Source organism: Streptomyces sp. WY228 (assembly GCF_019287315.1).
GTDB lineage: Bacteria > Actinomycetota > Actinomycetes > Streptomycetales > Streptomycetaceae > Streptomyces > Streptomyces caviscabies.
In genome coordinates, this window is record NZ_CP079114.1 from 2,419,432 (window position 1) to 2,440,737 (window position 21,306).

Annotated in this window: 21 protein-coding genes; 4 read left to right on the forward strand and 17 right to left on the reverse strand. The window is 71.7% G+C overall.

The window, feature by feature from the left end:
- Window positions 1-45: 45 nt before the first annotated feature.
- Together KV381_RS10500 and leuA are read right to left on the reverse strand one after the other, a co-directional pair.
- Entirely contained in the window at window positions 46-750 is a 705-nt protein-coding gene (locus KV381_RS10500; protein WP_030077951.1) for a TerB family tellurite resistance protein, read from the reverse strand.
- A 224-nt stretch (window positions 751-974) separates the two neighbouring features.
- The gene (gene leuA, locus KV381_RS10505; RefSeq protein WP_098026513.1) at window positions 975-2,771 is read right to left on the reverse strand and encodes a 2-isopropylmalate synthase; all 1,797 of its coding nucleotides are present in this window, start codon (window positions 2,769-2,771) and stop codon (window positions 975-977) included.
- A 289-nt stretch (window positions 2,772-3,060) separates the two neighbouring features.
- On the opposite strand from leuA, the gene KV381_RS10510 reads away from it, so the two are divergent.
- Together KV381_RS10510 and KV381_RS10515 are read left to right on the forward strand one after the other, a co-directional pair.
- On the forward strand, window positions 3,061-4,137 hold the full coding sequence (locus tag KV381_RS10510) for a M4 family metallopeptidase (RefSeq protein ID WP_030077947.1): 1,077 nt from the start codon (window positions 3,061-3,063) through the stop codon (window positions 4,135-4,137).
- A gap of 58 nt (window positions 4,138-4,195) precedes the next feature.
- A complete protein-coding gene (locus tag KV381_RS10515; RefSeq protein WP_193463940.1) occupies window positions 4,196-4,462 on the forward strand; it encodes a protealysin inhibitor emfourin in 267 nt (88 codons plus the stop codon).
- 24 nt (window positions 4,463-4,486) lie between these two features.
- Here the strand turns inward: KV381_RS10515 and era are convergent, their stop codons facing one another.
- From era to KV381_RS10530, 3 genes are all read right to left on the reverse strand, one after another.
- Window positions 4,487-5,461, reverse strand: coding sequence for a GTPase Era (era, locus tag KV381_RS10520; RefSeq protein WP_373461013.1), 975 nt, complete (start codon window positions 5,459-5,461; stop codon window positions 4,487-4,489).
- Between the two features lie 85 nt (window positions 5,462-5,546).
- Window positions 5,547-5,909 carry a cytidine deaminase gene (locus tag KV381_RS10525; protein WP_030077942.1) on the reverse strand — a complete coding sequence of 121 codons (363 nt, stop codon included), beginning with the start codon at window positions 5,907-5,909 and terminating at the stop codon, window positions 5,547-5,549.
- Window positions 5,910-5,950: 41 nt separating this feature from the next.
- Window positions 5,951-6,847 carry a helix-turn-helix transcriptional regulator gene (locus KV381_RS10530; protein WP_030077940.1) on the reverse strand — a complete coding sequence of 299 codons (897 nt, stop codon included), beginning with the start codon at window positions 6,845-6,847 and terminating at the stop codon, window positions 5,951-5,953.
- 100 nt (window positions 6,848-6,947) lie between these two features.
- On the opposite strand from KV381_RS10530, the gene KV381_RS10535 reads away from it, so the two are divergent.
- Window positions 6,948-8,363: an MFS transporter gene (locus KV381_RS10535; protein WP_098026514.1), complete on the forward strand. Its 1,416-nt coding sequence runs from the start codon at window positions 6,948-6,950 to the stop codon at window positions 8,361-8,363.
- 68 nt (window positions 8,364-8,431) lie between these two features.
- Here KV381_RS10535 and KV381_RS10540 read toward each other — a convergent pair whose 3' ends face one another.
- The 5 genes from KV381_RS10540 to KV381_RS10560 form a co-directional block, all read right to left on the reverse strand.
- On the reverse strand, window positions 8,432-8,785 hold the full coding sequence (locus KV381_RS10540; RefSeq protein ID WP_030077935.1) for an MmcQ/YjbR family DNA-binding protein: 354 nt from the start codon (window positions 8,783-8,785) through the stop codon (window positions 8,432-8,434).
- Window positions 8,782-10,080, reverse strand: a complete 1,299-nt coding sequence (locus KV381_RS10545; protein WP_030077933.1) for a hemolysin family protein — start codon at window positions 10,078-10,080, stop codon at window positions 8,782-8,784. Before KV381_RS10545 ends, KV381_RS10540 begins: the two co-directional genes overlap by 4 nt.
- The gene (gene ybeY / locus KV381_RS10550) at window positions 10,077-10,574 is read right to left on the reverse strand and encodes an rRNA maturation RNase YbeY (RefSeq protein ID WP_003969265.1); all 498 of its coding nucleotides are present in this window, start codon (window positions 10,572-10,574) and stop codon (window positions 10,077-10,079) included. The genes KV381_RS10545 and ybeY overlap by 4 nt, the downstream gene beginning before the upstream one ends.
- 12 nt (window positions 10,575-10,586) lie before the next feature.
- Window positions 10,587-11,651: a PhoH family protein gene (locus tag KV381_RS10555; RefSeq protein ID WP_078611071.1), complete on the reverse strand. Its 1,065-nt coding sequence runs from the start codon at window positions 11,649-11,651 to the stop codon at window positions 10,587-10,589.
- A gap of 164 nt (window positions 11,652-11,815) precedes the next feature.
- Window positions 11,816-12,988: a carbohydrate kinase family protein gene (locus KV381_RS10560; RefSeq protein WP_030626053.1), complete on the reverse strand. Its 1,173-nt coding sequence runs from the start codon at window positions 12,986-12,988 to the stop codon at window positions 11,816-11,818.
- Window positions 12,989-13,386: 398 nt separating this feature from the next.
- Here KV381_RS10560 and KV381_RS10565 point away from each other — a divergent pair, with 398 nt between their 5' ends.
- On the forward strand, window positions 13,387-14,751 hold the full coding sequence (locus KV381_RS10565; RefSeq protein ID WP_218785105.1) for an MFS transporter: 1,365 nt from the start codon (window positions 13,387-13,389) through the stop codon (window positions 14,749-14,751).
- On the opposite strand, the gene KV381_RS10570 is transcribed toward KV381_RS10565, so the two are convergent.
- From KV381_RS10570 to hrcA, 7 genes are all read right to left on the reverse strand, one after another.
- Complete coding sequence (locus KV381_RS10570; protein ID WP_218785106.1) at window positions 14,715-15,707, reverse strand: adenosine deaminase; 993 nt, start codon at window positions 15,705-15,707, stop codon at window positions 14,715-14,717. The genes KV381_RS10565 and KV381_RS10570 overlap by 37 nt on opposite strands.
- Window positions 15,708-15,757: 50 nt before the next feature.
- Entirely contained in the window at window positions 15,758-16,672 is a 915-nt protein-coding gene (locus KV381_RS10575; RefSeq protein ID WP_030077921.1) for a ribonuclease Z, read from the reverse strand.
- 26 nt (window positions 16,673-16,698) lie between these two features.
- A complete protein-coding gene (locus KV381_RS10580) occupies window positions 16,699-17,058 on the reverse strand; it encodes a histidine triad nucleotide-binding protein (RefSeq protein ID WP_086777379.1) in 360 nt (119 codons plus the stop codon).
- A 68-nt stretch (window positions 17,059-17,126) separates the two neighbouring features.
- A complete protein-coding gene (locus tag KV381_RS10585) occupies window positions 17,127-17,873 on the reverse strand; it encodes a 16S rRNA (uracil(1498)-N(3))-methyltransferase (RefSeq protein WP_030077916.1) in 747 nt (248 codons plus the stop codon).
- A complete protein-coding gene (locus KV381_RS10590) occupies window positions 17,870-18,943 on the reverse strand; it encodes a nitronate monooxygenase (RefSeq protein WP_030077914.1) in 1,074 nt (357 codons plus the stop codon). The genes KV381_RS10585 and KV381_RS10590 overlap by 4 nt, the downstream gene beginning before the upstream one ends.
- A 132-nt stretch (window positions 18,944-19,075) precedes the next feature.
- Window positions 19,076-20,218 (reverse strand): molecular chaperone DnaJ, encoded by a 1,143-nt coding sequence (gene dnaJ, locus KV381_RS10595; RefSeq protein WP_103510146.1) that lies wholly within the window; start codon window positions 20,216-20,218, stop codon window positions 19,076-19,078.
- The gene (gene hrcA / locus KV381_RS10600; RefSeq protein ID WP_006124340.1) at window positions 20,219-21,235 is read right to left on the reverse strand and encodes a heat-inducible transcriptional repressor HrcA; all 1,017 of its coding nucleotides are present in this window, start codon (window positions 21,233-21,235) and stop codon (window positions 20,219-20,221) included.
- Window positions 21,236-21,306: the final 71 nt, after the last annotated feature.

Below are 21,306 nucleotides of genomic sequence, written 5' to 3' on the forward strand. Positions count from 1 at the left end.
GGGGGCGTCCGCGGGAGAAGGCGCCGCGAAGGGTGCGAGAAGGCGTTACGAGGGCGTACGGGCGGCTGCCGCCAGCAGGCGGGCGGTGTCGTCGGCGGGCAGCTGGAGGGCGCTGCCGACGGTGGTCAGCACCTGGCGCTCGGCGGCGCAGTAGGGGCCGTCGGCCAGCGCGATGCGGGCGCCCTGGAGGAGGACGGACTCGCGGCCGGCGGTGGCCAGGTGCGGGGCGAGCGGGGCCAGCACCTCGTGCAGCTCGATGGCGAGGGTCGGGCCGCAGGCCTCGGCGGCCGGGTCGGTGCCTGAGCCGCGTCCGGTGTCGGCGGCCAGCACCTCGACGACGGTGAACAGCTGCTCCTGGGTGCAGTCGTCGAGCCCGGCGTCGCGCACGGTGGCGACGGCGGCCTCCAGGACCGTACGGGAGGTGGTGCCGCCGGCGGCGAGGACGGCCAGCGTGACGGTGTGGACGGCCTCGCGGAGCATCGCGGAGAACCGGGTGGTGGTGGGGCGGTCCAGGGCCTCAGGGGCGTGGTGGGCGAGGCAGGCGGCGCACTCGACGACGGGCTCGGCCTCGCCCCGGCGGACCAGCGGGACGCCGAGGACGGTGAGACGGCGGCGGCCGGTGAGCCGGCGGTAGTTGCGGTCGCCCCCGCAGCCGGGGCAGAAGAAGGAGCCGTCGCCGACGGCGTTCCAGACGGTGCGTACGCCGCAGAGGACCGGCCTCAGAGCGCGTTGTCCTTTGACTGGTCGCACGTCGCACACCTCCGTAACGCTCCGGCAACATTGCCGTGTGTTGGACGTGATGTTAGCCACATGCGTGATGTGACGTCAGCCTCTGGGACGTCACAACCCTCGGATATGGCCGAACCCCGACCACCCGGAGCGGGCGGTCGGGGTTCGTCAATGCGGTGGTACGGGGGCGAACCGGACGTCCGTACGAAGGGGCGGACGCGGAGATCCCCGGGGCCCCGGACGGGTCAGCGGGCCGCGCGGTTGACCGCGGAGACGACCGCCTTCAGCGAGGCGCGGGTGGTGTTGGCGTCGATGCCGATGCCCCACAGGACCTTGCCGTCGATCGCGCACTCGATGTAGGAGGCGGCCTGGGCGGAGGCGCCCTCGCTCATCGTGTGCTCGGTGTAGTCCAGCAGCCGGGCGTCGATGCCGATGGCCTGCAGCGCTTCGAAGAACGCGGAGATCGGGCCGTTGCCGGAGCCGGTCAGGGCAGTGTCGACGCCGTCCACGACCGCCTCGACGGTCAGGGTGTCGGTGCCGTCGGTGTCGGAGGTGGTCTGGCCGGAGCGCAGTTGGATGCGGCCCCAGGCGTTCTCCGGGTTCGGCAGGTACTCGTCCCGGAAGGTGGTCCAGATCTGCGCCGGCGTGACCTCGCCGCCCTCGGCGTCGGTCTTGGCCTGAATGATCCGGGAGAACTCGATCTGCATCCGGCGCGGCAGGTCCAGCTTGTGGTCGTTCTTCAGGACGTACGCGATACCGCCCTTGCCGGACTGCGAGTTGACGCGGATGACGGCCTCGTAGGAGCGGCCGACGTCCTTCGGGTCGATCGGCAGATACGGCACGGCCCACTCGATCTCGTCGACCGTCTTCCCCTGGGCCGCCGCGTCCTTCTCCATCGCGTCGAAGCCCTTCTTGATGGCGTCCTGGTGGGAGCCGGAGAAGGCGGTGTAGACCAGATCGCCCGCGTAGGGGTGGCGCGGGTGGATCTCCATCTGGTTGCAGTACTCGCTGGTGCGGCGGATCTCGTCGATCTGCGAGAAGTCGATCTGCGGGTCGACGCCCTGGGAGAACAGGTTCATGCCCAGGGTGACCAGGTCGACGTTGCCGGTGCGCTCGCCCTGCCCGAACAGGCAGCCCTCGATACGGTCGGCGCCGGCCATGACGGCCAGCTCGGCGGCGGCGACGGCGGTGCCCCGGTCGTTGTGCGGGTGGACCGACAGGCAGACGTGCTCGCGGCGGGTCAGGTTGCGGGACATCCACTCGAAGCGGTCCGCGTGGGTGGAGGGCGTGGAACGCTCCACGGTGGCGGGCAGGTTGAGGATGATCTCGCGGCCCTCCTCCGGCTGCCACACGTCGCAGACGGCCTCGCAGACCTCCAGGGCGAAGTCCAGCTCGGTGTCGGTGAAGATCTCCGGGCTGTACTGGTAGCCGAAGATCGTCTCGGGGCCCAGGATCTTCTCGGCGTACTCCATGACCAGCCGGGTGCCGTCCACCGCGATCTGCTTGACCTCCTCGCGCGAGCCGCGGAAGACGACCCGGCGGAAGGTGGGGGCGGTGGCGTTGTACAGGTGGACGGTGGCCCGGCGCGCGCCGACCAGCGACTCCACGGTGCGCTCGATCAGCTCCTCGCGGGCCTGCGTCAGGACGGAGATCGTCACGTCCTCGGGGATCGCACCCTCTTCGATGATGGAGCGGACGAAGTTGAAGTCGGTCTCGCCGGAGGACGGGAAGCCGACCTCGATCTCCTTGTAGCCCATCTTCACCAGCAGGTCGAACATCTCGCGCTTGCGGGCCGGGGACATCGGGTCGATCAGGGCCTGGTTGCCGTCGCGCAGATCGGTGGACAGCCAGCGGGGCGCCACGGTGATCCGGTTGTCCGGCCAGGTGCGGTCGGCGATGTCGACGGCCTCGTAGCCGCCGTACTTGTGGACCGGCATCCCGGACGGCTTCTGCAGCTGCGTCGCGTTGGTGATCGGGGTGGGGCGGCCGACAGAATTACCGGAAGGGTTCACGGTGTTACCGGCGGGATTCACGGTGGTCATGGCGTAGGGCTCCTCGGTCCAGCGGGTGTCGGCCGACTGTGTCGCTGCAGCACCAGACTCCGCGGGGAGGGGGTCGGCCTACGACTACAGGCCCTCGCCGCGGCAGCTAAGGAGAAGCAGCCCGAAACGCATGATGCGACGAGCGTAACCGAGTGTGGCCCGTGGTGTCGGTCCGTATCAGTATGCGGGACCGGACATCGATGACGGGTAAACAGTGACTCATCACTCCATTTCGTCAATCATCGTCGCAACCAGTGACAGGACGGTGACGGAGTGCCACAGTCGGTGTATGCACCTTCGAACCGACGGCGAGCTCCACCCCGTCTTCTGCACCATCGTTCCGCCCCACGTCCTCGATCACCTGTCCCGGTCCGCCGACGCCCGGCTCGCGGACCCGGCCCGCCGCACCCTGGAGGCGGACGGCCTGCGCCGCAACCGCCGCCGGATGACGGCGCTCGCCGCCGCCCCGGCCGCACCGACCGCGGGTGCGGTGCCGACCAAGCCCCACCGCACCCTGTACGACTGCGGGAACGGCACCACGCTGCCCGGCGCCAAGGTCCGCGACGAGGGCGACAAGCCCACCTCGGACGCCAGCGTCAACCGCGCGTACGCCGGCCTCGGCGCCACCTTCGAACTGCTGCTCTCGGCGTACGGGCGCAGCTCGATCGACGGCAGGGGCCTGCCGCTGATCGGCTCCGTGCACTACGGCGAGGAGTACAACAACGCGTTCTTCGACGGCGAGCAGATGGTCTTCGGGGACGGCGACGGCGAGATCTTCCTCGACTTCACCGTCGCGGTCGACGTGATCGCCCACGAGCTGGCCCACGGCCTGACGCAGTACACCGCCAACCTGCGCTACGAGGGCCAGTCCGGCGCGCTCAACGAGTCCGTGTCCGACGTCATCGGCTCGCTGGTCAAGCAGTACTCGCTGGGCCAGAGCGCCGAGCAGGCCGACTGGCTGATCGGGGCCGGGCTGCTGGCGCCCCGGGTCAGCGGCGAGGCGCTGCGCTCGATGAAGGCCCCGGGCACGGCGTACGACGACGACGTCCTCGGCAAGGACCCGCAGCCGGCCTCCATGGACGACTACATCGAGACGGAGGAGGACAACGGCGGGGTCCACCTCAACTCCGGCATCCCCAACCGCGCGTTCTACCTCCTGGCCACCGCGCTGGGCGGCAACTCCTGGGAGCGCGCCGGGCAGATCTGGTTCGACGTGCTGACCGGCGGCGAGCTGACGGCCAACGCGGACTTCGCGGAGTTCGCCCGGCTGACGGTCGCGGCGGCGGGCGACCGCTTCGGCGAGGGCGACGAGCGGGAGGCGGTTCTCAAGGCCTGGTCGGAGGTGGGCGTTCCGACCCGGGCGTGAACCGGCCGCCGAGGAGGCGGGGTTGAGTGCGGTCACGGCCCCCGATAGACAGGACCCCATGCGTATTCAGGTCAGCCGGACCGGCGGCTTCGCCGGCATCGCCCGCCGCCATGAGGTCGACACCGAGGGCCGGGCGGACGCCGCCGAGTGGCAGGCGCTCGCGAAGGACGTGCTCGGCGCGGCGCGGGACGCCCCGCCGGCCGGGGTGCCGGACGGCTTCCGGTACGCCATCACGGTCGACGGCCGCACCGTGTACTGCGCTGACCCCGATCTGACCGGGGCGCAGCGCACGCTGATCTCACGCGTCCTCAAGGAGGGCGCGTGAGATCAGCCCCTGCTGCCAGGCGCCTCAGAACCCGAGCTTGCGCAGCTGCTTCGGGTCGCGCTGCCAGTCCTTGGCCACCTTCACATGCAGGTCCAGGAAGACCGGCGTGCCGAGCAGCGCCTCGATGTGCTTGCGGGACTTGGTGCCGACGTCCTTCAGCCGCTGGCCCTTCGGGCCGATGATGATGCCCTTCTGGCTGGGGCGCTCGATGTAGACGTTGGCGTGGATGTCCAGCAGCGGCTTGTCCGCCGGACGGTTCTCGCGGGGCAGCATCTCCTCGACGACGACCGCGATGGAGTGCGGCAGCTCGTCGCGTACGCCTTCCAGCGCGGCCTCGCGGATCAGCTCCGCGACCATGACCATCTCCGGCTCGTCGGTGAGGTCGCCCTCCGGGTAGAGCGGCGGGCTCACCGGGAGCAGCGGCGCGATGAGATCGGCGAGCAGGCCCACCTGCTGGTCCTTGACCGCCGAGACCGGGATGATCTCGGCCCACTCGAAGCCCAGCTCGTCGGCGAGCGCGGAGACGGCGAGGAGCTGTTCGGCCAGCGCCTTGGACTCGACCAGGTCGGTCTTGGTGATGATGGCGATCTTGGGGGTCTTCCTGATCCCCGCGAGCTCCTTGACGATGTACTTGTCGCCGGGGCCGAGCTTCTGGTCGGCGGGCAGGCAGAAGCCGATCACGTCGACCTCGGCCCAGGTCGTCCGCACGACGTCGTTGAGCCGCTCGCCCAGCAGCGTGCGCGGCTTGTGGAGGCCGGGGGTGTCGACCAGGATCAGCTGCGCGTCGTCACGGTGCACGATGCCGCGCACCGTGTGCCGGGTGGTCTGGGGGCGGTTGGAGGTGATCGCCACCTTCTGACCGACGAGAGCGTTCGTGAGGGTGGACTTGCCGGCGTTGGGGCGGCCCACGAAGCAGGCGAAGCCTGCCCGGTGGGGGGAGGTGGTCTCCGCCTGCGGGGCAGCGGATTCTTGGTTCGGTCGAGCGCTCATGGCGACCATTCTCCCCGATCCCGGCGGCGCTCTCGTACAGCGGTACGCCGGGACGCGCCGGAGGGCCGGGCGGAACGGCCGCCGGAGCGGTCGTTCAGCCGGCCGTGACGCGTACGCGCAGCGTGCCGTCCGGGGCCGCGAGCAGCACCGGGGTGTCCGGTCCGCCGAGGTCCCGCACCGCGGCGCGGTCGTCGTCGGAGGGCGTCTCGGCGGCGGAGACGACCGCTGCCGCCTCCAGCGAGGTGGCGCCGCTGGCCACCGCCATGGCGACGGCGGTCTGCAACGCGCTGAGCTTCAGCGACTCCAGCGCCACCGTGCCCGCGACATACGTACGTCCGGTCTCGTCGCGTACGGCCGCGCCCTCGGGCACACCGTTGCGGGCGCGGGCGCTGCGCGCCAGGGTGACGATCTTGCGGTCCTCGGCGTCGAGGCCGGCGGTGTCGGTGGTGTCGGTCATGGCACGAGCATACGAAGCGGGCGGCGGGCCGGCCGAGCGGGTCACCCCGGCACCGGGTACATCGAGCCGCGCCGGCCCTCGGGCGAGGCGAGCCACTGGAGCCTGGCCTCGCAGCCGGTGCCGGGCAGCGGGGTGTGCAGCACGATCGCCAGGTCCGGCCGGGCCGGCACCCGCAGCTGGGTGGCCTCCAGGACCAGCCGGCCGACGAGCGGGTGCTCGACCTCCTTGCGGTTCTGCCCGGCGGGGGCGATGTCGCGCCGCTCCCACAGTTCGGCGAAGAGCGCGCTGACCGCCTTCAGCTCCTCCACAACGGCCCGGAAGCCGTCGTCGTCCGGACACTCCGAGCAGGCCGCCCGGAACTGGGCCACCACCCGCGGGGCGAGCGCCGCCCAGCTCTCCCCGGTCCGCGCGCGGTAGACGGGGTCGGTGAAGAAGGCGACCAGGCAGTTCTGCGGGATCCCGGGGCGCATGCCGAGCACCGCGGCGGCCGCGTCGTTGTAGAGGACGGTGTTCCAGTACCGGTCCATGATGTGGGCCGGATACGGCATCCAGGCGTCGATGAGCCGGGTCAGCCCCTCGCACATGTCGGCGTCGGCCGGATCGACCTCGGCCGGCGGCGGGTTCAGCCCGGCCAGCACGTACAGATGGCGGCGCTCGGCGCTCCTGAGCCGCAGCACGCGGGCGACGGAGTCCAGCACCTGCGGGGAGACGGTGATGTCGCGGCCCTGCTCCAGCCACTGGTACCAGGAGACGCCGACCCCGGCGAGGACCGCTACCTCCTCGCGGCGCAGGCCCGGGGTGCGGCGACGGGCGCCGCCGTCCGGCAGGCCCGCCTCGGCCGGGGTGACGCGGGCCCGGCGGCTCATCAGGAACTCGCGCAGTTCGGCGAGGCGGTGCGCCTTCGTGTCGTCCGTCGCCTGCCGGGCCGGTGCGGCCACGTACTCCCCCTGTGTCCGTGCGTGCGCCTGCCTGGTGGTGCGGGCAACAGGATAAGTTCCCGCTCCCCACGGTTATTCCGGCCGCCGCAGGGTGGACCGCATGGCGATCGAATCCCCTTCCACCTCCGCTGCTCCCGCTGCTTCTCCCCCCGTGGCTTCCGTGCCGCCGCGGCTCTCCGGCCGGGCCCGGCTGGTCCTCTTCGTGCTGTGTGCCGCCCAGTTCATGGTGGCCCTCGACTTCTCCGTACTGAACGTGGCGCTGCCCGTGCTCGGCAAGGACCTGGGGCTGAGCACCACGGGCCTCCAGTGGGCCATCACCGCGTTCGCGCTGCCGTCGGGGGGCTTCCTGCTGCTGTTCGGGCGGATCGCCGATCTGTACGGGCGGCGCCGGCTGTTCCTCGCCGGGCTCGCCGTCTTCGGTGGCTCGTCCCTGCTGGCGACGCTGGCCTGGGACCCGGCCTCCTTCCTCGCCGGGCGGGCGCTCCAGGGGCTGGGGGCCGCGGTCATCGTGCCGACCGGGATGTCCCTGCTGACCACCACGTTCCCGGAGGGGCCGCTGCGTGACCGGGCGCTCGGGATCAGCGGGACGCTGCTGTCGCTCGGCTTCACGGTGGGCATGGTCGCGGGCGGTGTGCTGACCGAGACGCTGGGCTGGCGCTCCACGATGGGGCTGCTGGCCCTGGCCTCGGCCGTGGTGCTGGTACCGGCCCCGAAGGTGCTGGAGGAGTCGCGCACGACGGACCGGCCCCGGCTGGACGTACCGGGCGCGGTGAGCGTCACCGGCGGTCTGCTGGCACTGATCTACGCGCTGTCGACGGCGGCGGAGCGCGGCTTCGGCGGCGCGGACGTGCTGGTCACGCTGGTCCTCGGGGTCACTCTGCTCGCCGCGTTCGTCGTGGTGGAGTCCCGCTCGGCGGCCCCGCTGGTGTCGCTGCCGATGCTGCGGCGGCGGACGGTGGCGTTCGGCAACCTCGGCGGTCTGCTGACCTTCTCGATGATGAGCACGGTCGTCTTCGTGCTGACCCTGTACCTCCAGGAGGTCCTGGATCTCTCGCCGTTCGCCACCGGGCTGGTCTTCGGTGTGCAGGGCGTGCTGTCGGTGGTGGCCGGGATGTACGCGCCGAAGGTGATCGGCCGGATCGGCGCACGCCGCACCCTGGCGCTGTCGCTGCTCGGCCAGGGCCTGTTCATCGGCGCGCTGCTGGGCCTGGGCACGGAGTCGGGCGTGTGGCTGGCCACGGCGGCGGTGTCGTTGGCGAGCATGTGCCACCTGGGCGCGATCATCGCGTACGGACTGACCGTGACCTCCGGCATCCCGAACGAGCAGCAGGGCCTGGCCACGGGGCTGGTCACCACGACCCAGCAGGTGGGCCTGACCGTCGGCATCCCGCTGCTCGGGGTGCTGGCCACGACGCAGGACACGCTGTTCGACGGCGTACGCACGGTGGTGGCGGTCGCCGGGGCGGTCCTGCTGGCGGCGGGCGCGGCGGTGGCGGCCGGGCTGCGGCGCGGCTGACCACCCGGCCGGTACGAGGACGGGCCCGCTCCCCACGGGGGAGGAGCGGGCCCGTTCGCGTGCGCGTCCTACGGCCGGTCCAGGCGCAGCCGCTCCGCCTTCGGGAGGCCGGCGACCACCAGGTCGTAGGAGTCCTCGATCATTTCGCGCAGCAGCCGGTCGGGGACGCCGGAGACGGTGACCGTGTTCCAGTGGCGCTTGTTCATGTGCCAGCCGGGCACGATCGCGGGGTGCGTCCCGCGCAGCCGGATCGCCTCGTCGGGATCGCACTTGAGGTTGACCGTGAGCGGCCGTCCGTCCAGCGCGGTGAGGGCGAACAGCTTGCCGAGCACCTTGAACACGGAGGTCTCCGGGCCGAACGGGAACTCCTCCACGCTCGCGTTGAACTCCAGGCAGAAGGCCCGCAGCCGCTCCGGCGTCATACCGCTTCCTTCTCCTCGGTCTCCTGGTGCTCCGGCTCCACGAGCACCGTGACGATCTTGTTCCGGCGGCCGGCCGGGGACTCGGCGGTGAGGCGGAGCCTGCGGCCGTCGGGCAGCTCGACCGTGGCCGAGGCGCCGGCGATCGGCACCCGGCCGAGCGCCTTGGCGAGCAGACCGCCGACGGTCTCCACGTCCTCGTCGTCGTACTCGTCGAGGTCGAAGAGGTCGCCGAGGTCTCCGATGTCGAGCCGGGCGGTGACCCGGTAGCAGCCGTTCTCCAGCTCCTGGACGGGCGGCAGCTCCCGGTCGTACTCGTCGGTGATCTCGCCGACGATCTCCTCCAGGATGTCCTCGATGGTGACGATGCCCGCGGTGCCGCCGTACTCGTCGATGACGACCGCGACGTGGCTGCGGTCCTGCTGCATCTCGCGCAGCAGGTCACCGGCGTTCTTGGTGTCGGGGACGAAGGCGGCCGGGCGCATCGCGGTGGAGACCGGGTCGGCCTCGGACTCGCGGTTGATGTGCGTCTTGCGGACCAGGTCCTTGAGATAGACGATCCCGACGACGTCGTCCTCGTTCTCGCCGGTGACCGGGATCCGGGAGAAGCCGGAACGCAGGGCGAGGGTGAGGGCCTGGCGGATCGTCTTGTAGCGCTCGATGGAGACGAGGTCGGTGCGCGGCACCATGACCTCGCGGACCAGGGTGTCGCCCAGCTCGAAGACGGAGTGCACCATGCGGCGCTCGTCGTCCTCGATGAGCGATTCCGCCTCGGCGAGGTCGACCATGGCCCGCAGCTCGGCCTCGCTGGCGAACGGGCCCTTGCGGAACCCCTTGCCCGGGGTCAGCGCGTTGCCGACGAGGATCAGCAGCTGCGGGATCGGCCCCATGATCCGGGCTAGCGGCAGCAGCACGTACGCCGACGCCGTGGCCGTGTTCAGCGGGTGCTGGCGGCCGATGGTGCGCGGGGACACGCCGATGGCGACGTAGGAGACGAGGACCATCACGCCCATCGCGACGGCCAGCGCCTCCCAGGTCTCGGGAAACTCCTGGAGGCAGGCGTACGTGACGAGGACTCCGGCCGACATCTCGCAGGCGACCCGCACCAGCAGGGCGACGTTGAGATAGCGGGTCGGGTCGGCGGCGATCTGGGCGAGCTTGGCGCTGCCGCGCCGGCCGGACCGGACCGCCTCGTCCGCCCGGAAGCTGGAGGTGCGGGCGATGCCGGCCTCGGCGCAGGCGGCCAGCCAGCCGACCATGACCAGCAGAACCGCGCCGACGATCAAGGGCGCGCTCACGAGACGGTGGGGGCCGGGGACGCGCCGGTGAGCCCGTGCTCCCCGCGCCAGCCGTCCACGATGGCGGCCTGGAGGCCGAACATCTCGGCCTTCTCGTCCGGCTCCTCGTGGTCGTACCCCAGCAGGTGCAGCACTCCGTGGACGGTCAGGAGCTGGAGCTCCTCGTCCATGGAGTGCTGCGTCGGCGCCTCTTCGCCCTGCTTCTTCGCGACCTCCGGACAGAGCACGATGTCACCGAGGAGCCCCTGCGGGGGCTCCTCGTCGTCCTTGGCCGGCGGACGCAGCTCGTCCATCGGGAAGGACATGACATCGGTCGGACCGGGAAGGTCCATCCACTGGATGTGCAGCTGCTCCATGGCGTCGGTGTCCACCACGATCACCGAGAGCTCGGACAGCGGGTGGATCCGCATCCGGGCCAGTGCGTAGCGGGCGATGTCGAGGATCGCCTGCTCGTCGACCTCGGTTCCGGACTCGTTGTTGACGTCGATCGACATGGTGCGCTGCGACTACTTCCCTTTTCGACGGTCGCGTCGGCCGTCCTGGCGGTCTTCCGCCCGACCGTCCTGCTGACCGTTTCGGCTGTCGTACTTCTCGTACGCGTCGACGATACGGCCGACGAGCTTGTGCCGGACGACATCCTGGGAGGTGAGGCGCGAGAAGTGCACGTCGTCCAGGCCCTCCAGGATCTCCTGGACCTGCCGCAGCCCGCTCTTGGTACCGCTCGGCAGGTCGACCTGGGTGATGTCACCGGTGATGACGATCTTGGAGTCGAAGCCGAGGCGGGTGAGGAACATCTTCATCTGCTCGGCGCTGGTGTTCTGCGCCTCGTCGAGGATGATGAACGCGTCATTCAAGGTCCTGCCACGCATGTACGCCAGCGGCGCGACCTCGATCGTGCCCGCCGCCATCAGCCGCGGGATCGAGTCGGGGTCGAGCATGTCGTGCAGTGCGTCGTAGAGCGGACGCAGATACGGGTCGATCTTGTCGAACAGGGTGCCCGGCAGGAAGCCGAGCCGCTCCCCCGCCTCGACCGCCGGCCGGGTCAGGATGATCCGGCTGACCTGCTTGGACTGGAGCGCCTGGACCGCCTTGGCCATGGCGAGGTAGGTCTTGCCCGTACCGGCGGGACCGATGCCGAACACGATCGTGTGCTCGTCGATCGCGTCCACGTACCGCTTCTGGTTGAGCGTCTTGGGGCGGATGGTGCGGCCGCGGCTGGAGAGGATGTTCTGCGTGAGCACCTCGGCGGGCGTCTCGCCCTGCGGCTCTCCCTGTCCGTTGCCGGCCGCCCTGAGCATGGCGATCGACCGTTCCACTGCGTCCTCCGTCATCGGCGCTCCGGTGCGGAGCACGAGCATCATCTCGTCGAACAGGCGTTGGATGAGAGCGACGTCGGCGGCCTCGCCCGTGGCACTGATCTCGTTGCCCCGGACATGGATGTCGGCCGCCGGGAAAGCCTCTTCGATCACGCGCAACAGCGAGTCGCCCGATCCGAGGAGCATCACCATGGGGTGTGCGGCCGGGATCCTGATCTGGGCACGCGCCTGCGGCTGTGTGGGTGACTGAGTCATGGGCCGGCCCTATGGCCTGCGCATACCTCCCGTTGCAGGGTTCTCGCTGCTCGACAACCTCTGGATTACCAAGCCTACGACCTGGCGCTGACAACACGGAGTGCTTTTACCGCCCGTGTGTGCGGCCCGGCCGGGCCGCGGTGCGCGGCCCGGCCGGCGCCCGCTCACTGGCGGAAGCCGATCGTGGGCACCGCGCGCCGCAGCGGCCAGGCGCGGGCCGTGGTGGGCAGGAGGTCGTCCAGGAAGGCGTAGCGCTCCAGGGCGGCGGGGTCCTGGCCCGCGCAGGTGCGGATCCGCTGCCACCAGGCGGCGACCTCGGCCCAGCCGGGGGCGGAGAGCGAGCCGCCGAACTCCTGGACCGAGAGGGCGGCGGTGAGTCCGGCGAAGGCGAGCCGGTCGGCGAGCGGCCAGTCGGCGAGGGTGCCGGTCACGAATCCGGCGACGAACACGTCCCCGGCGCCGGTCGGATCCAGCGCCTCCACCTCGATGGCGGGCACCGCCGCGGCGGCGCCGGTGCGCCCGTCGACGGCGTACGCGCCCTCGGCGCCCAGGGTGACCACGGCGAGCGGGACGCGTTCGGCGAGCGCGTGGGCGGCGGCGCGCGGGCAGTCGGTACGGGTGTAGCGCATCGCCTCCTCGGCGTTGGGCAGGAACGCCTCGCAGTGCGCCAGGTCGGGCAGGGCGTCCAGGTCCCAGCGGCCGGTCTCGTCCCAGCCGACGTCGGCGAAGATCAGCGCGCCGTCCCGGGCGGCGGTGGCCACCCAGGGCTCGGCCCGGCCCGGGGCGAGCGAGGCGATGGCGGCCCGGGCACGCGGCGGGCAGCGCGGGAAGGCCGGGCCGGGCGCGGCGGGTTCGGACGCGGGAGGTTCGGGCGCGGCGGGTTCGGACGCGGGGGCCGCGCCTCGCTCAGACCCGGCGGCCCCCGTGGGCGCCGGGGCCTCGTGGCCGTGGGAGACCATCGTGCGCTCGCCCTCGTACGCCATCGAGACGGTGACCGGCGAGTGCCAGCCGGGGACGGTGTGCGACATCGACAGGTCGATGCCCTCGCCCTGCTCCAGGGCGTCCCAGCAGTACTCCCCGTAGTGGTCGTCGCCGAAGGCCGCGGCGAGCGAGGTGCGCAGCCCGAGGCGGGCGAGGGCGGTGGCCATGTTGGCGACGCCGCCCGGGCTGGATCCCATCCCCCGGGCCCAGGACTCGGTACCGCGCACGGGCGCGCTGTCCAGGCCGGTGAAGACGATGTCGAGGAAGACCGTGCCCGTCAGGAAGACGTCGCAGGCGGGGTCGCGAGGGGCGCGCAGCGCCAGCAGCGGGTCGATGCCCGGAGTCTCTGTGCTCACCGTGCGCTCCCGGGGTCGTGCGGCGGATCTCGGCCGGATCCGGACCGTGTGAGATGCGGCCAGTCTGCCCGATCCGCGCAGGGGAACGCAGTGTCCGCGCCCATGTGTTCGCAGCACGCCTGACCTGCATAAACATGCGCTAATACCCGGGGTTTCCCTGCATAAACGCATAAGTGACCCAGATCACATCGGGGCGGCTTTCGAGGAGCCGGGAGCGCTTGATACAAATTGCCCCGCGAGCACCTTCGGGCACGTTGTCCGACGAGAGCCGCGATCTCCTGGCATATCGCCTTACCTCCGCAGTACCCGCATGCCTTCCCGCAGTACCCCCATGCCTTCTCGCAGTACCCCTCCCCCTCCCCTCCCCTGCCTTCTCAGGCATGTCTTCAGGAACGCCCATGTCCTCGCGCCCCGGTGCCGCGTGGCCCCTGGTTGCCGTCTTCACCGCCGGCTACCTCGCCTCCTACCTCCTCCCCACCGTCGTCGGCCGGCTCAGCGCCCATCTCGGGCTGAGTCCCGCCCAGGCGGGCCTCGTCGGCAGTGCTCTGCTCCTCAGTTCGGCCGGTGCCGGCTTCAGCCTGGCGGGCCGGGTCGAGCAGTACGGGGCGCGCACCCCCGCCCGCGCCGGGCTGCTGCTGGCCGCCGTCGGCTACGGCTGTGCCGCGCTCGCCGGATCCGTACCCCTGGTGGTGCTCGGCGTGGTGGTCGGCGGCTTCGGCTCGGGTACGGTCACGGCGGTCGCCGCGGCCGGGATCGCCGCCCGGCGCGACCCGCACCGGACGTCCTCGCTCGGGCTGCTCACCGTGTCCGCCACGGCGGGCGTCCTCTATCTGACGATCCCCCACCTCGGCGGCGGCCACCGGCTTCCGTTCGCCGCCATCGCCCTGGTGGCCCTGCTCGTCTGGCCCGCGACCGCCCGGCTCGGCGGTGCGACGACGGCCGAGGAGACCACGTCACCGGTCACCGGCCGGCTCCCGCACCGCCGTTCCGGGCTCGTCCTGGCGGCCGGCATGCTCGTCTGGTCCATGGCGCAGAACGCGCTGTGGGGCGTGAGCAGCCGCATCGGCATCACGCAGGCGGGGCTGACCGAGGTCACCGTCGGCGCCGTCTTCGCCGCCGCACTCGGAGCGGGACTGCTGGGCGTCATGGGCGCGGGGCTGCTCGGCGCCCGGCTCGGCCGGGCGGTGCCGATCGGACTGGGGACCGTGGTCATCGCGGCGAGCATCGTGCTCAGTTCCTCGGCCCGGGACCTCGGGTCGTTCGCGACCGGCGAGGTGCTGTGGAACGCCTTCTACCCGGTGGTCCTCTCCTACCTCATCGGGCTCGCCGCCTCCCTGGACGTACGCGGCCGCTGGGCGGTGCTGGCGGGCTCCGCCTCCTCCGTGGGGGTGGCCTGCGGTCCGCTGCTGGGCAGCGTGCTCTCCGAGGAGGCCGGCTATCCGGTGATGGGGCTGATCCTGGGGGCGGCCACCCTGCTGGTCGCCGCGCCGGTGACCGCGGTGGCGCTGCACACCGGCGGCCGTCCGCTGGTGCCCGGTTCGGTGCGCCGCCGCGGTGGCGCCCCGGCCGCCCTGCTCGCCGCCACCACCGGCGGCGGTCTGTCCGGCGCGGTGCCGAAGCTCGGTTCGCCGGAGCAGGCCGTCACGGAGCTGCGCGTACCGGCCCTGCGGCGCAGGCGGCTGGTGCGCAGCGCGATCCGGACGGCCGGTCCGGACAGCGGATCCGGTCAGTCGAACGCGTACGCCTCGACCTCGGACAGATAGCGCGCCCGGCGTTCCTCGTCGTGGTCGAGGAAGGCCGCCTCGAAGGAGTTGCGGGCCAGGGTGCGCAACTGCTCCGGGCCGAGGGCGAGCGCGTCGCGGACGGCGTCGAAGTTGTCTCCGGCGTACCCGCCGAAGTAGGCGGGGTCGTCGGAGTTGACCGTGCAGAGCAGCCCCGCGGCCATCATGCGCGGCAGCGGGTGGTCGGTGAGCTTGTCGACCGTGCGCAGGCGCACGTTGGAGAGCGGGCAGAGCGTGAGCGGCACCCGGTCGGCGACCAGCCGGGCCACCAGCTCCGGGTCCTCCATGCAGCGCAGCCCGTGGTCGATCCGCTCGACGCCGAGGATGTCCAGGGCCTCCCGGATGTACTCCGGCGGGCCCTCCTCCCCCGCGTGGGCCACCTTGCGCAGGCCGAGGGCGGTGGCCTCCTCGTACACCGCGCGGAACTTGGCGGGCGGGTGGCCGACCTCGGCGGAGTCCAGGCCGATCGCGCTGATCCGGTGCAGATAGGGCTTGGCCGCGTCCAGGGTGCCGAGGGCCGATTCGGCGGACAGGTCGCGCAGGAAGCACATGATCAGCTGGGTGGAGACGCCGTGGGTCTCCTCGCTGCGCTCCAGCGCCCGGCCGAGCCCTTCGACGACCGTGCCGATCGGGACGCCCCGGGCGGTGTGGGCCTGCGGGTCGAAGAAGATCTCGGCGTGCCGCACGCCCTGGGCGGCGGCGCGGGCGAGGTAGGCGTCGACGAGTTCGGCGAAGTCCTCCTCGGTGCGCAGGACGGCCATCAGCGCGTAGTAGAGGTCGAGGAAGGACTGGAGGTCCTCGAACTCGTAGGCGGCGCGCAGTTCGTCGGTGGTGGCGTACGGCAGGGTCACTCCGTTGCGCTCCGCGAGCGCGAAGGCCAGCTCGGGTTCGAGGGTGCCTTCGATGTGGAGGTGGAGTTCTGCCTTGGGGAGGTGCACGGTGTCTCGCAAACGGGGGTGGGGGGTGGATCAGGGGTGGTGCGGTGGTGTCAGGGGTGGTGCCGAGTGGGCAGGGGGACGCGGATCAGGTCCTGGGCGACGGTGAGTTCGCCGTCGAACCCGGCGGCGCGGGCCTGGGTCTCGAAGCGTTCCGGGTCGTGGTAGCGCTGGGAGAAGTGGGTCAGCACGAGGTGGCGCACGCCCGCCTCCTTCGCCACCCGGCCGGCCTGTCCGGCGGTCAGGTGCCCGTGGTCGACGGCCAGCTTCTCGTCCTCGTCGAGGAAGGTCGACTCGATGACGAGCATGTCGCAGCCCTCGGCCAGCGCGTACACGCCGTCGCAGAGCCGGGTGTCCATGACGAACGCGAACCGCTGTCCGCGCCGGTGTTCGGAGACCTGCTCCAGGGTGACGCCGCCGAGCGCGCCTTCGCGCTGGAGGCGGCCGACGTCCGGTCCGGCGATGCCGTGCTCCTTGAGGAGGGCGGGCAGCATGCGCCGGGTGTCGGGCTCGGTGAGGCGGTAGCCGTACGACTCGACGGGGTGCGAGAGCTTGTGGCTGTCCAGGGTGTACGAGGCCGTGGTGGCGAGGACCCCGCCGGTTCCGGCGACCGGGGCCTCGGCCAGCTCGACGGTCTCGCGGTAGGCCGTGGCGTACCGCAGCCGGTCGAAGAAGTGCTGCCCGCTCGCCGGGTAGTGCGCGGTCACCGGGTGCGGCACCTGGTCGAGGTTGATCCGCTGGATCACCCCGGCGAGCCCGAGGGAGTGGTCGCCGTGGAAGTGGGTGATGCAGATCCGGTCGATGTCGTGCGCGGCGACCCCGGCCCGCAGCATCTGGCGCTGGGTGCCCTCGCCGGGGTCGAAGAGGATGCCCTCGCCGTCCCAGCGCAGCAGATAGCCGTTGTGGTTGCGGTGCCGGGTGGGGACCTGGCTGGCGGTGCCGAGCACCACCAACTCGCGTACGGACATGGGGAGGGGCTCCTGCCGGGCGGGTGTTATCCGGGCGGCCACTGGAGGCCGCGGCCGCCCAGGACGTGGGCGTGCGCGTGGAAGACCGTCTGGCCGGCGCCGGAGCCCGTGTTGAGGATGATCCGGTAGCCGGTGGAGTCGATCTTCTCGTCGGCGGCGACCGCTCCGGCCTCGGTCAGCACGTCCGCGGCGATCGTCGGTTCGGCGGCGGCGAGGGAGGCGGCGTCCGGGTAGTGGACCTTGGGGATGACCAGGACGTGGGTCGGGGCCTGCGGGTTGATGTCGCGGAAGGCGACGGTGGTCGCGCTCTCGCGGACGATGGTCGCCGGGATGTCTCCCGAGACGATCTTGCAGAACAGGCAGTCGGTCTGCGGCTCTCCCGCCATGGCCGGGCCTCCTCGCTCGCTGGTGATCCGTGGTGATCAGTACAGGGGCATGCTATCGCCGGGCCCGTTCATCCCCAGCGCCCCGTGCGTCCCAGCAGCAGCGCGGTCGCGGCGGTCCCGGCGGTGGAGGTGCGCAGTACGCTGCGGCCGAGGCGGTACGGGCGGGCGCCCGCCTCGGCGAAGGCGGCCAGTTCCTGCGGGGAGACGCCGCCCTCGGGGCCGACGACGAGCACGATCGTGCCGGTGGCGGGGAGTCCGGCGGTGGCGAGCGGGGTGCTGTCGTGGTCGCGGTCCTCGTGCAGGACGCCCGCGAAGTCGGCTCCGGCGAGCAGGGCGGCGACCTGCTTGGTCGTCATGGCGTCGGCCACCTCGGGGAAGCGCACCCGGCGGGACTGCTTGCCCGCCTCGCGTGCCGTGCTGCGCCACTTGGTCAGGGCCTTGGCGCCCCGGTCGCCCTTCCACTGGGTGATGCAGCGGGCCGCCTGCCAGGGCACGATCGCGTCGACGCCGGTCTCGGTCATCGTCTCCACGGCCAGCTCGCCCCGGTCGCCCTTGGGGAGCGCCTGGACGACGGTGATCCGGGGCATGGGCTCCGGCTCCTCCTGGACGCCCGCGTGGAGCGTCACGGTGAGGCGGTCCTTGCCCTCGGCGGCCCGGACGACGCCGTCCGCCCAGTGGCCGAGGCCGTCGGTGAGGACGACGTCCTCGCCCGGCTGGAGCCGCTTGACGGAGACGGCGTGCCGTCCTTCGGGGCCGTCCAGGACGAACTCCGGCCCGGTGGGCATCCGTTCGACGACGAAGACCGGTGCGGTCACCGGGGGCTCCTCATGCTCAGGGCCGACCGGGCGGCCTCCAGTTCGGCGGCGAGCAGTTCGATCAGCTCGGCGACGGGCAGTTCGCGGGCCATCCGGTGGCCCTGTCCGGCCCACAGCGCCATGCCCTGGGCGTCGCCCGCCTTGGCGGCGGCCCGGCGCAGCCCGCTGGTGACGTAGTGGACCTGGGGGTAGGCGGCGGGGGCGTACGGGCCGTGTTCGCGGACGAAGCGGTTGACCAGGCCGCGGGCGGGCCGCCCGGAGAAGGCGCGGGTCAGCTCGGTGCGGACGAACAGCGGGTTGGTGAGGGCCTGCTTGTGCAGCGGGTGCGCGCCGGACTCGGGGCAGATCAGGAAGGCGGTGCCGAGCTGGGCGGCGTCCGCGCCGGCCGCGAGGACGGCGGCGATCTGGGAGCCGCGCATCAGGCCGCCGGTGGCGACGATCGGGATCTGCACGGTCTCGCGGACCTGGGCGAGGAGGGAGAGCAGTCCGGTGCCGGTCTGGTCGAGCTGCGGGTCGTCACGGTGGGTGGACTGGTGGCCGCCCGCTTCGACGCCCTGGACGCAGACGGTGTCGGCGCCCGCCCACTGGGCGCCCTGGGCCTCCTCGGCCGAGGTGACCGTGACGACGGTGTGCGTGCCGACGCGGGCGAAGGCGTCGAGGATGTCGCGGGTGGGGCAGCCGAAGGTGAAGGAGACCACCGGGACCGGGTCCTCCAGCAGGATCGCGACCTTGGCCTCGTAGCCGTCGTCGCCGCTGCTGTCCGGGTCACCGAGCGGGGTCTCGTACCAGGTGGCCTCGCCGGCGAGCTGGTGGCGGTAGACCTCGACGGCGCTGGGGTCGGCGAGGGCGGGCTGCGGCATGAAGAGGTTGACGCCGAACGGTCCGCCGGTGAGCCGGCGCAGCTGTTTGATCTCGTTGTACATCCCGTCCGCCGTCTTGTACCCGGCGGCCAGGAATCCGAGCCCGCCGGCTTCGGCGACGGCGGCGGCGAGCTGAGGTCCGGACGCGCCGCCCGCCATGGGGGCCTGCACGATCGGATACCGGCAGAGATCGGTCAACTCGGAGGACATGAGCGCATCGTGCCACGTTCCGTGCACGGGGCCGAATCAGCCAGCCTGCGGCCTGACCGGTTCTCCCGCCCTACGCCGCACCGCCCGCCGGTAGGGAACCGGCGGGCGGTGCGGTGAAAGGCAGAAAGCGGTTCAGCGGCCGTTGAACGCGTCCTTCAGACGGGAGAAGAGGCCCTGCTGACCTGGCTGGAATTGGCCCAAGGGCCGTTCCTCGCCGCGGAGCTTGGAGAGCTCGCGCAGCAGCCGTTCCTGCTCGGGGTCGAGCTTGGAGGGGGTCATCACCTCGACGTGCACGATGAGGTCGCCCCGGCCGCCGCCGCGCAGATGCGTGATCCCGCGCCCGTGCAGGGGAACGGACTGGCCGGACTGGGTGCCGGGCCGGATGTCGATCTCCTCCAGGCCGTCCAGCGTCTCCAGCGGGCACTTGGTGCCGAGGGCCGCGGCCGTCATGGGGATGGTGACCGTGCAGTGCAGATCGTCGCCGCGCCGCTGGAAGACGGCGTGCGGCAGCTCGTGGATCTCCACGTACAGATCGCCGGGCGGGCCGCCGCCGGGGCCGACCTCGCCCTCTCCGGCGAGCTGGATACGGGTGCCGTTGTCGACGCCCGCCGGGATCTTGACCGTGAGCGTGCGCCGCGAGCGGATGCGGCCGTCGCCGGCGCACTCCGGGCAGGGGGTGGGCACGACCGTGCCGAAGCCCTGGCACTGCGGGCAGGGCCGCGAGGTCATGACCTGGCCGAGGAAGGACCGGGTGACCTGCGAGACCTCGCCGCGGCCGCGACACATGTCACAGGTCTGGGCGGAGGTGCCGGGGGCCGCGCCCTCGCCGCTGCACGTGTTGCAGACGACGGCCGTGTCGACCTGGATGTCCTTGGTGGTGCCGAAGGCCGCCTCGTTGAGGTCGATCTCCAGCCGGATCATGGCGTCCTGGCCGCGCCGGGTGCGCGAGCGGGGCCCGCGCTGCGCGGCGTTGCCGAAGAACGCGTCCATGATGTCGGAGAAGTTGCCGAAGCCGCCGGCTCCGAAACCGCCCGCGCCACCGCCGCCTCCGCCGTTCGCGGAGAGCGGGTCGCCGCCGAGGTCGTAGACCTGCTTCTTCTGCGGGTCCGAGAGCACCTCGTAAGCGGCGTTGATCTCCTTGAACCGCTCCTGGGTCTTCGGGTCCGGGTTGACATCCGGGTGCAGCTCGCGGGCGAGCCGACGGAATGCCTTCTTGATCTCGTCCTGAGATGCGTCGCGGCGCACGCCGAGTACGGCGTAGTAGTCCGTGGCCACTTACGACTCCGCCAGGATCTGTCCGACGTAACGTGCCACTGCGCGTACCGCTCCCATCGTTCCGGGGTAGTCCATGCGGGTCGGTCCGACCACGCCGAGTTTGGCGACTGCCTCGTCGCCCGAACCGTAGCCGACCGCGACGACGGACGTGGAGTTGAGCCCCTCGTGGGCGTTCTCGTGCCCGATCCGTACGGTCATGCCGGAGTCCGTGGCCTCACCGAGCAGCTTCAGCAGGACGACCTGTTCCTCCAGTGCTTCCAGCACCGGCCGGATCATCACCGGGAAGTCGTGTCCGAAGCGGGTGAGGTTGGAGGTGCCGCCGATCATAAGCCGCTCCTCCGTCTCCTCGACCAGGGTTTCGAGGAGGGTGGAAAGGACGGTGGAGACCGTCCCCCGGTCCTCGCTGTCGAAGGATTCCGGCAGTTCCTGCACCAAGCGCGGGACATCCGCGAAGCGGCGTCCGACGACCCGGCTGTTGAGCCGGGCCCGCAGATCCGCGAGCGATGCCTCGCCGAACGGCGCAGGGCAGTCGATCATACGCTGTTCGACCCGGCCGGTGTCCGTGATCAGGACGAGCATCAGCCGGGCGGGCGCGAGCGACAGCAGCTCCACGTGCCGCACCGTCGAGCGGGTCAGCGAGGGGTACTGCACGACGGCGACCTGCCGGGTCAGCTGCGCGAGCAGCCGCACCGTCCGGCCGACCACGTCGTCGAGGTCGACCGCGCCGTCGAGGAAGTTCTGGATGGCCCGGCGCTCGGGCGAGGACAGCGGCTTGACGCCCGCGAGCTTGTCGACGAAGAGGCGGTACCCCTTGTCGGTGGGAATGCGCCCCGCGCTCGTGTGCGGCTGGGCGATGAAGCCCTCGTCCTCCAGCACCGCCATGTCGTTGCGGACGGTGGCCGGGGAGACCCCCAGCCGGTGCCGCTCGGTGAGCGCCTTGGAGCCGACGGGCTCCTCGGTGCCGACATAGTCCTGGACGATGGCGCGCAGCACTTCGAGTCTGCGTTCGCTGAGCATCGCGCACACCTCCAGCTGTGTTTCTCCGGATCTCTCCGGTGTCCGGCTGGCACTCGGTACGTACGAGTGCC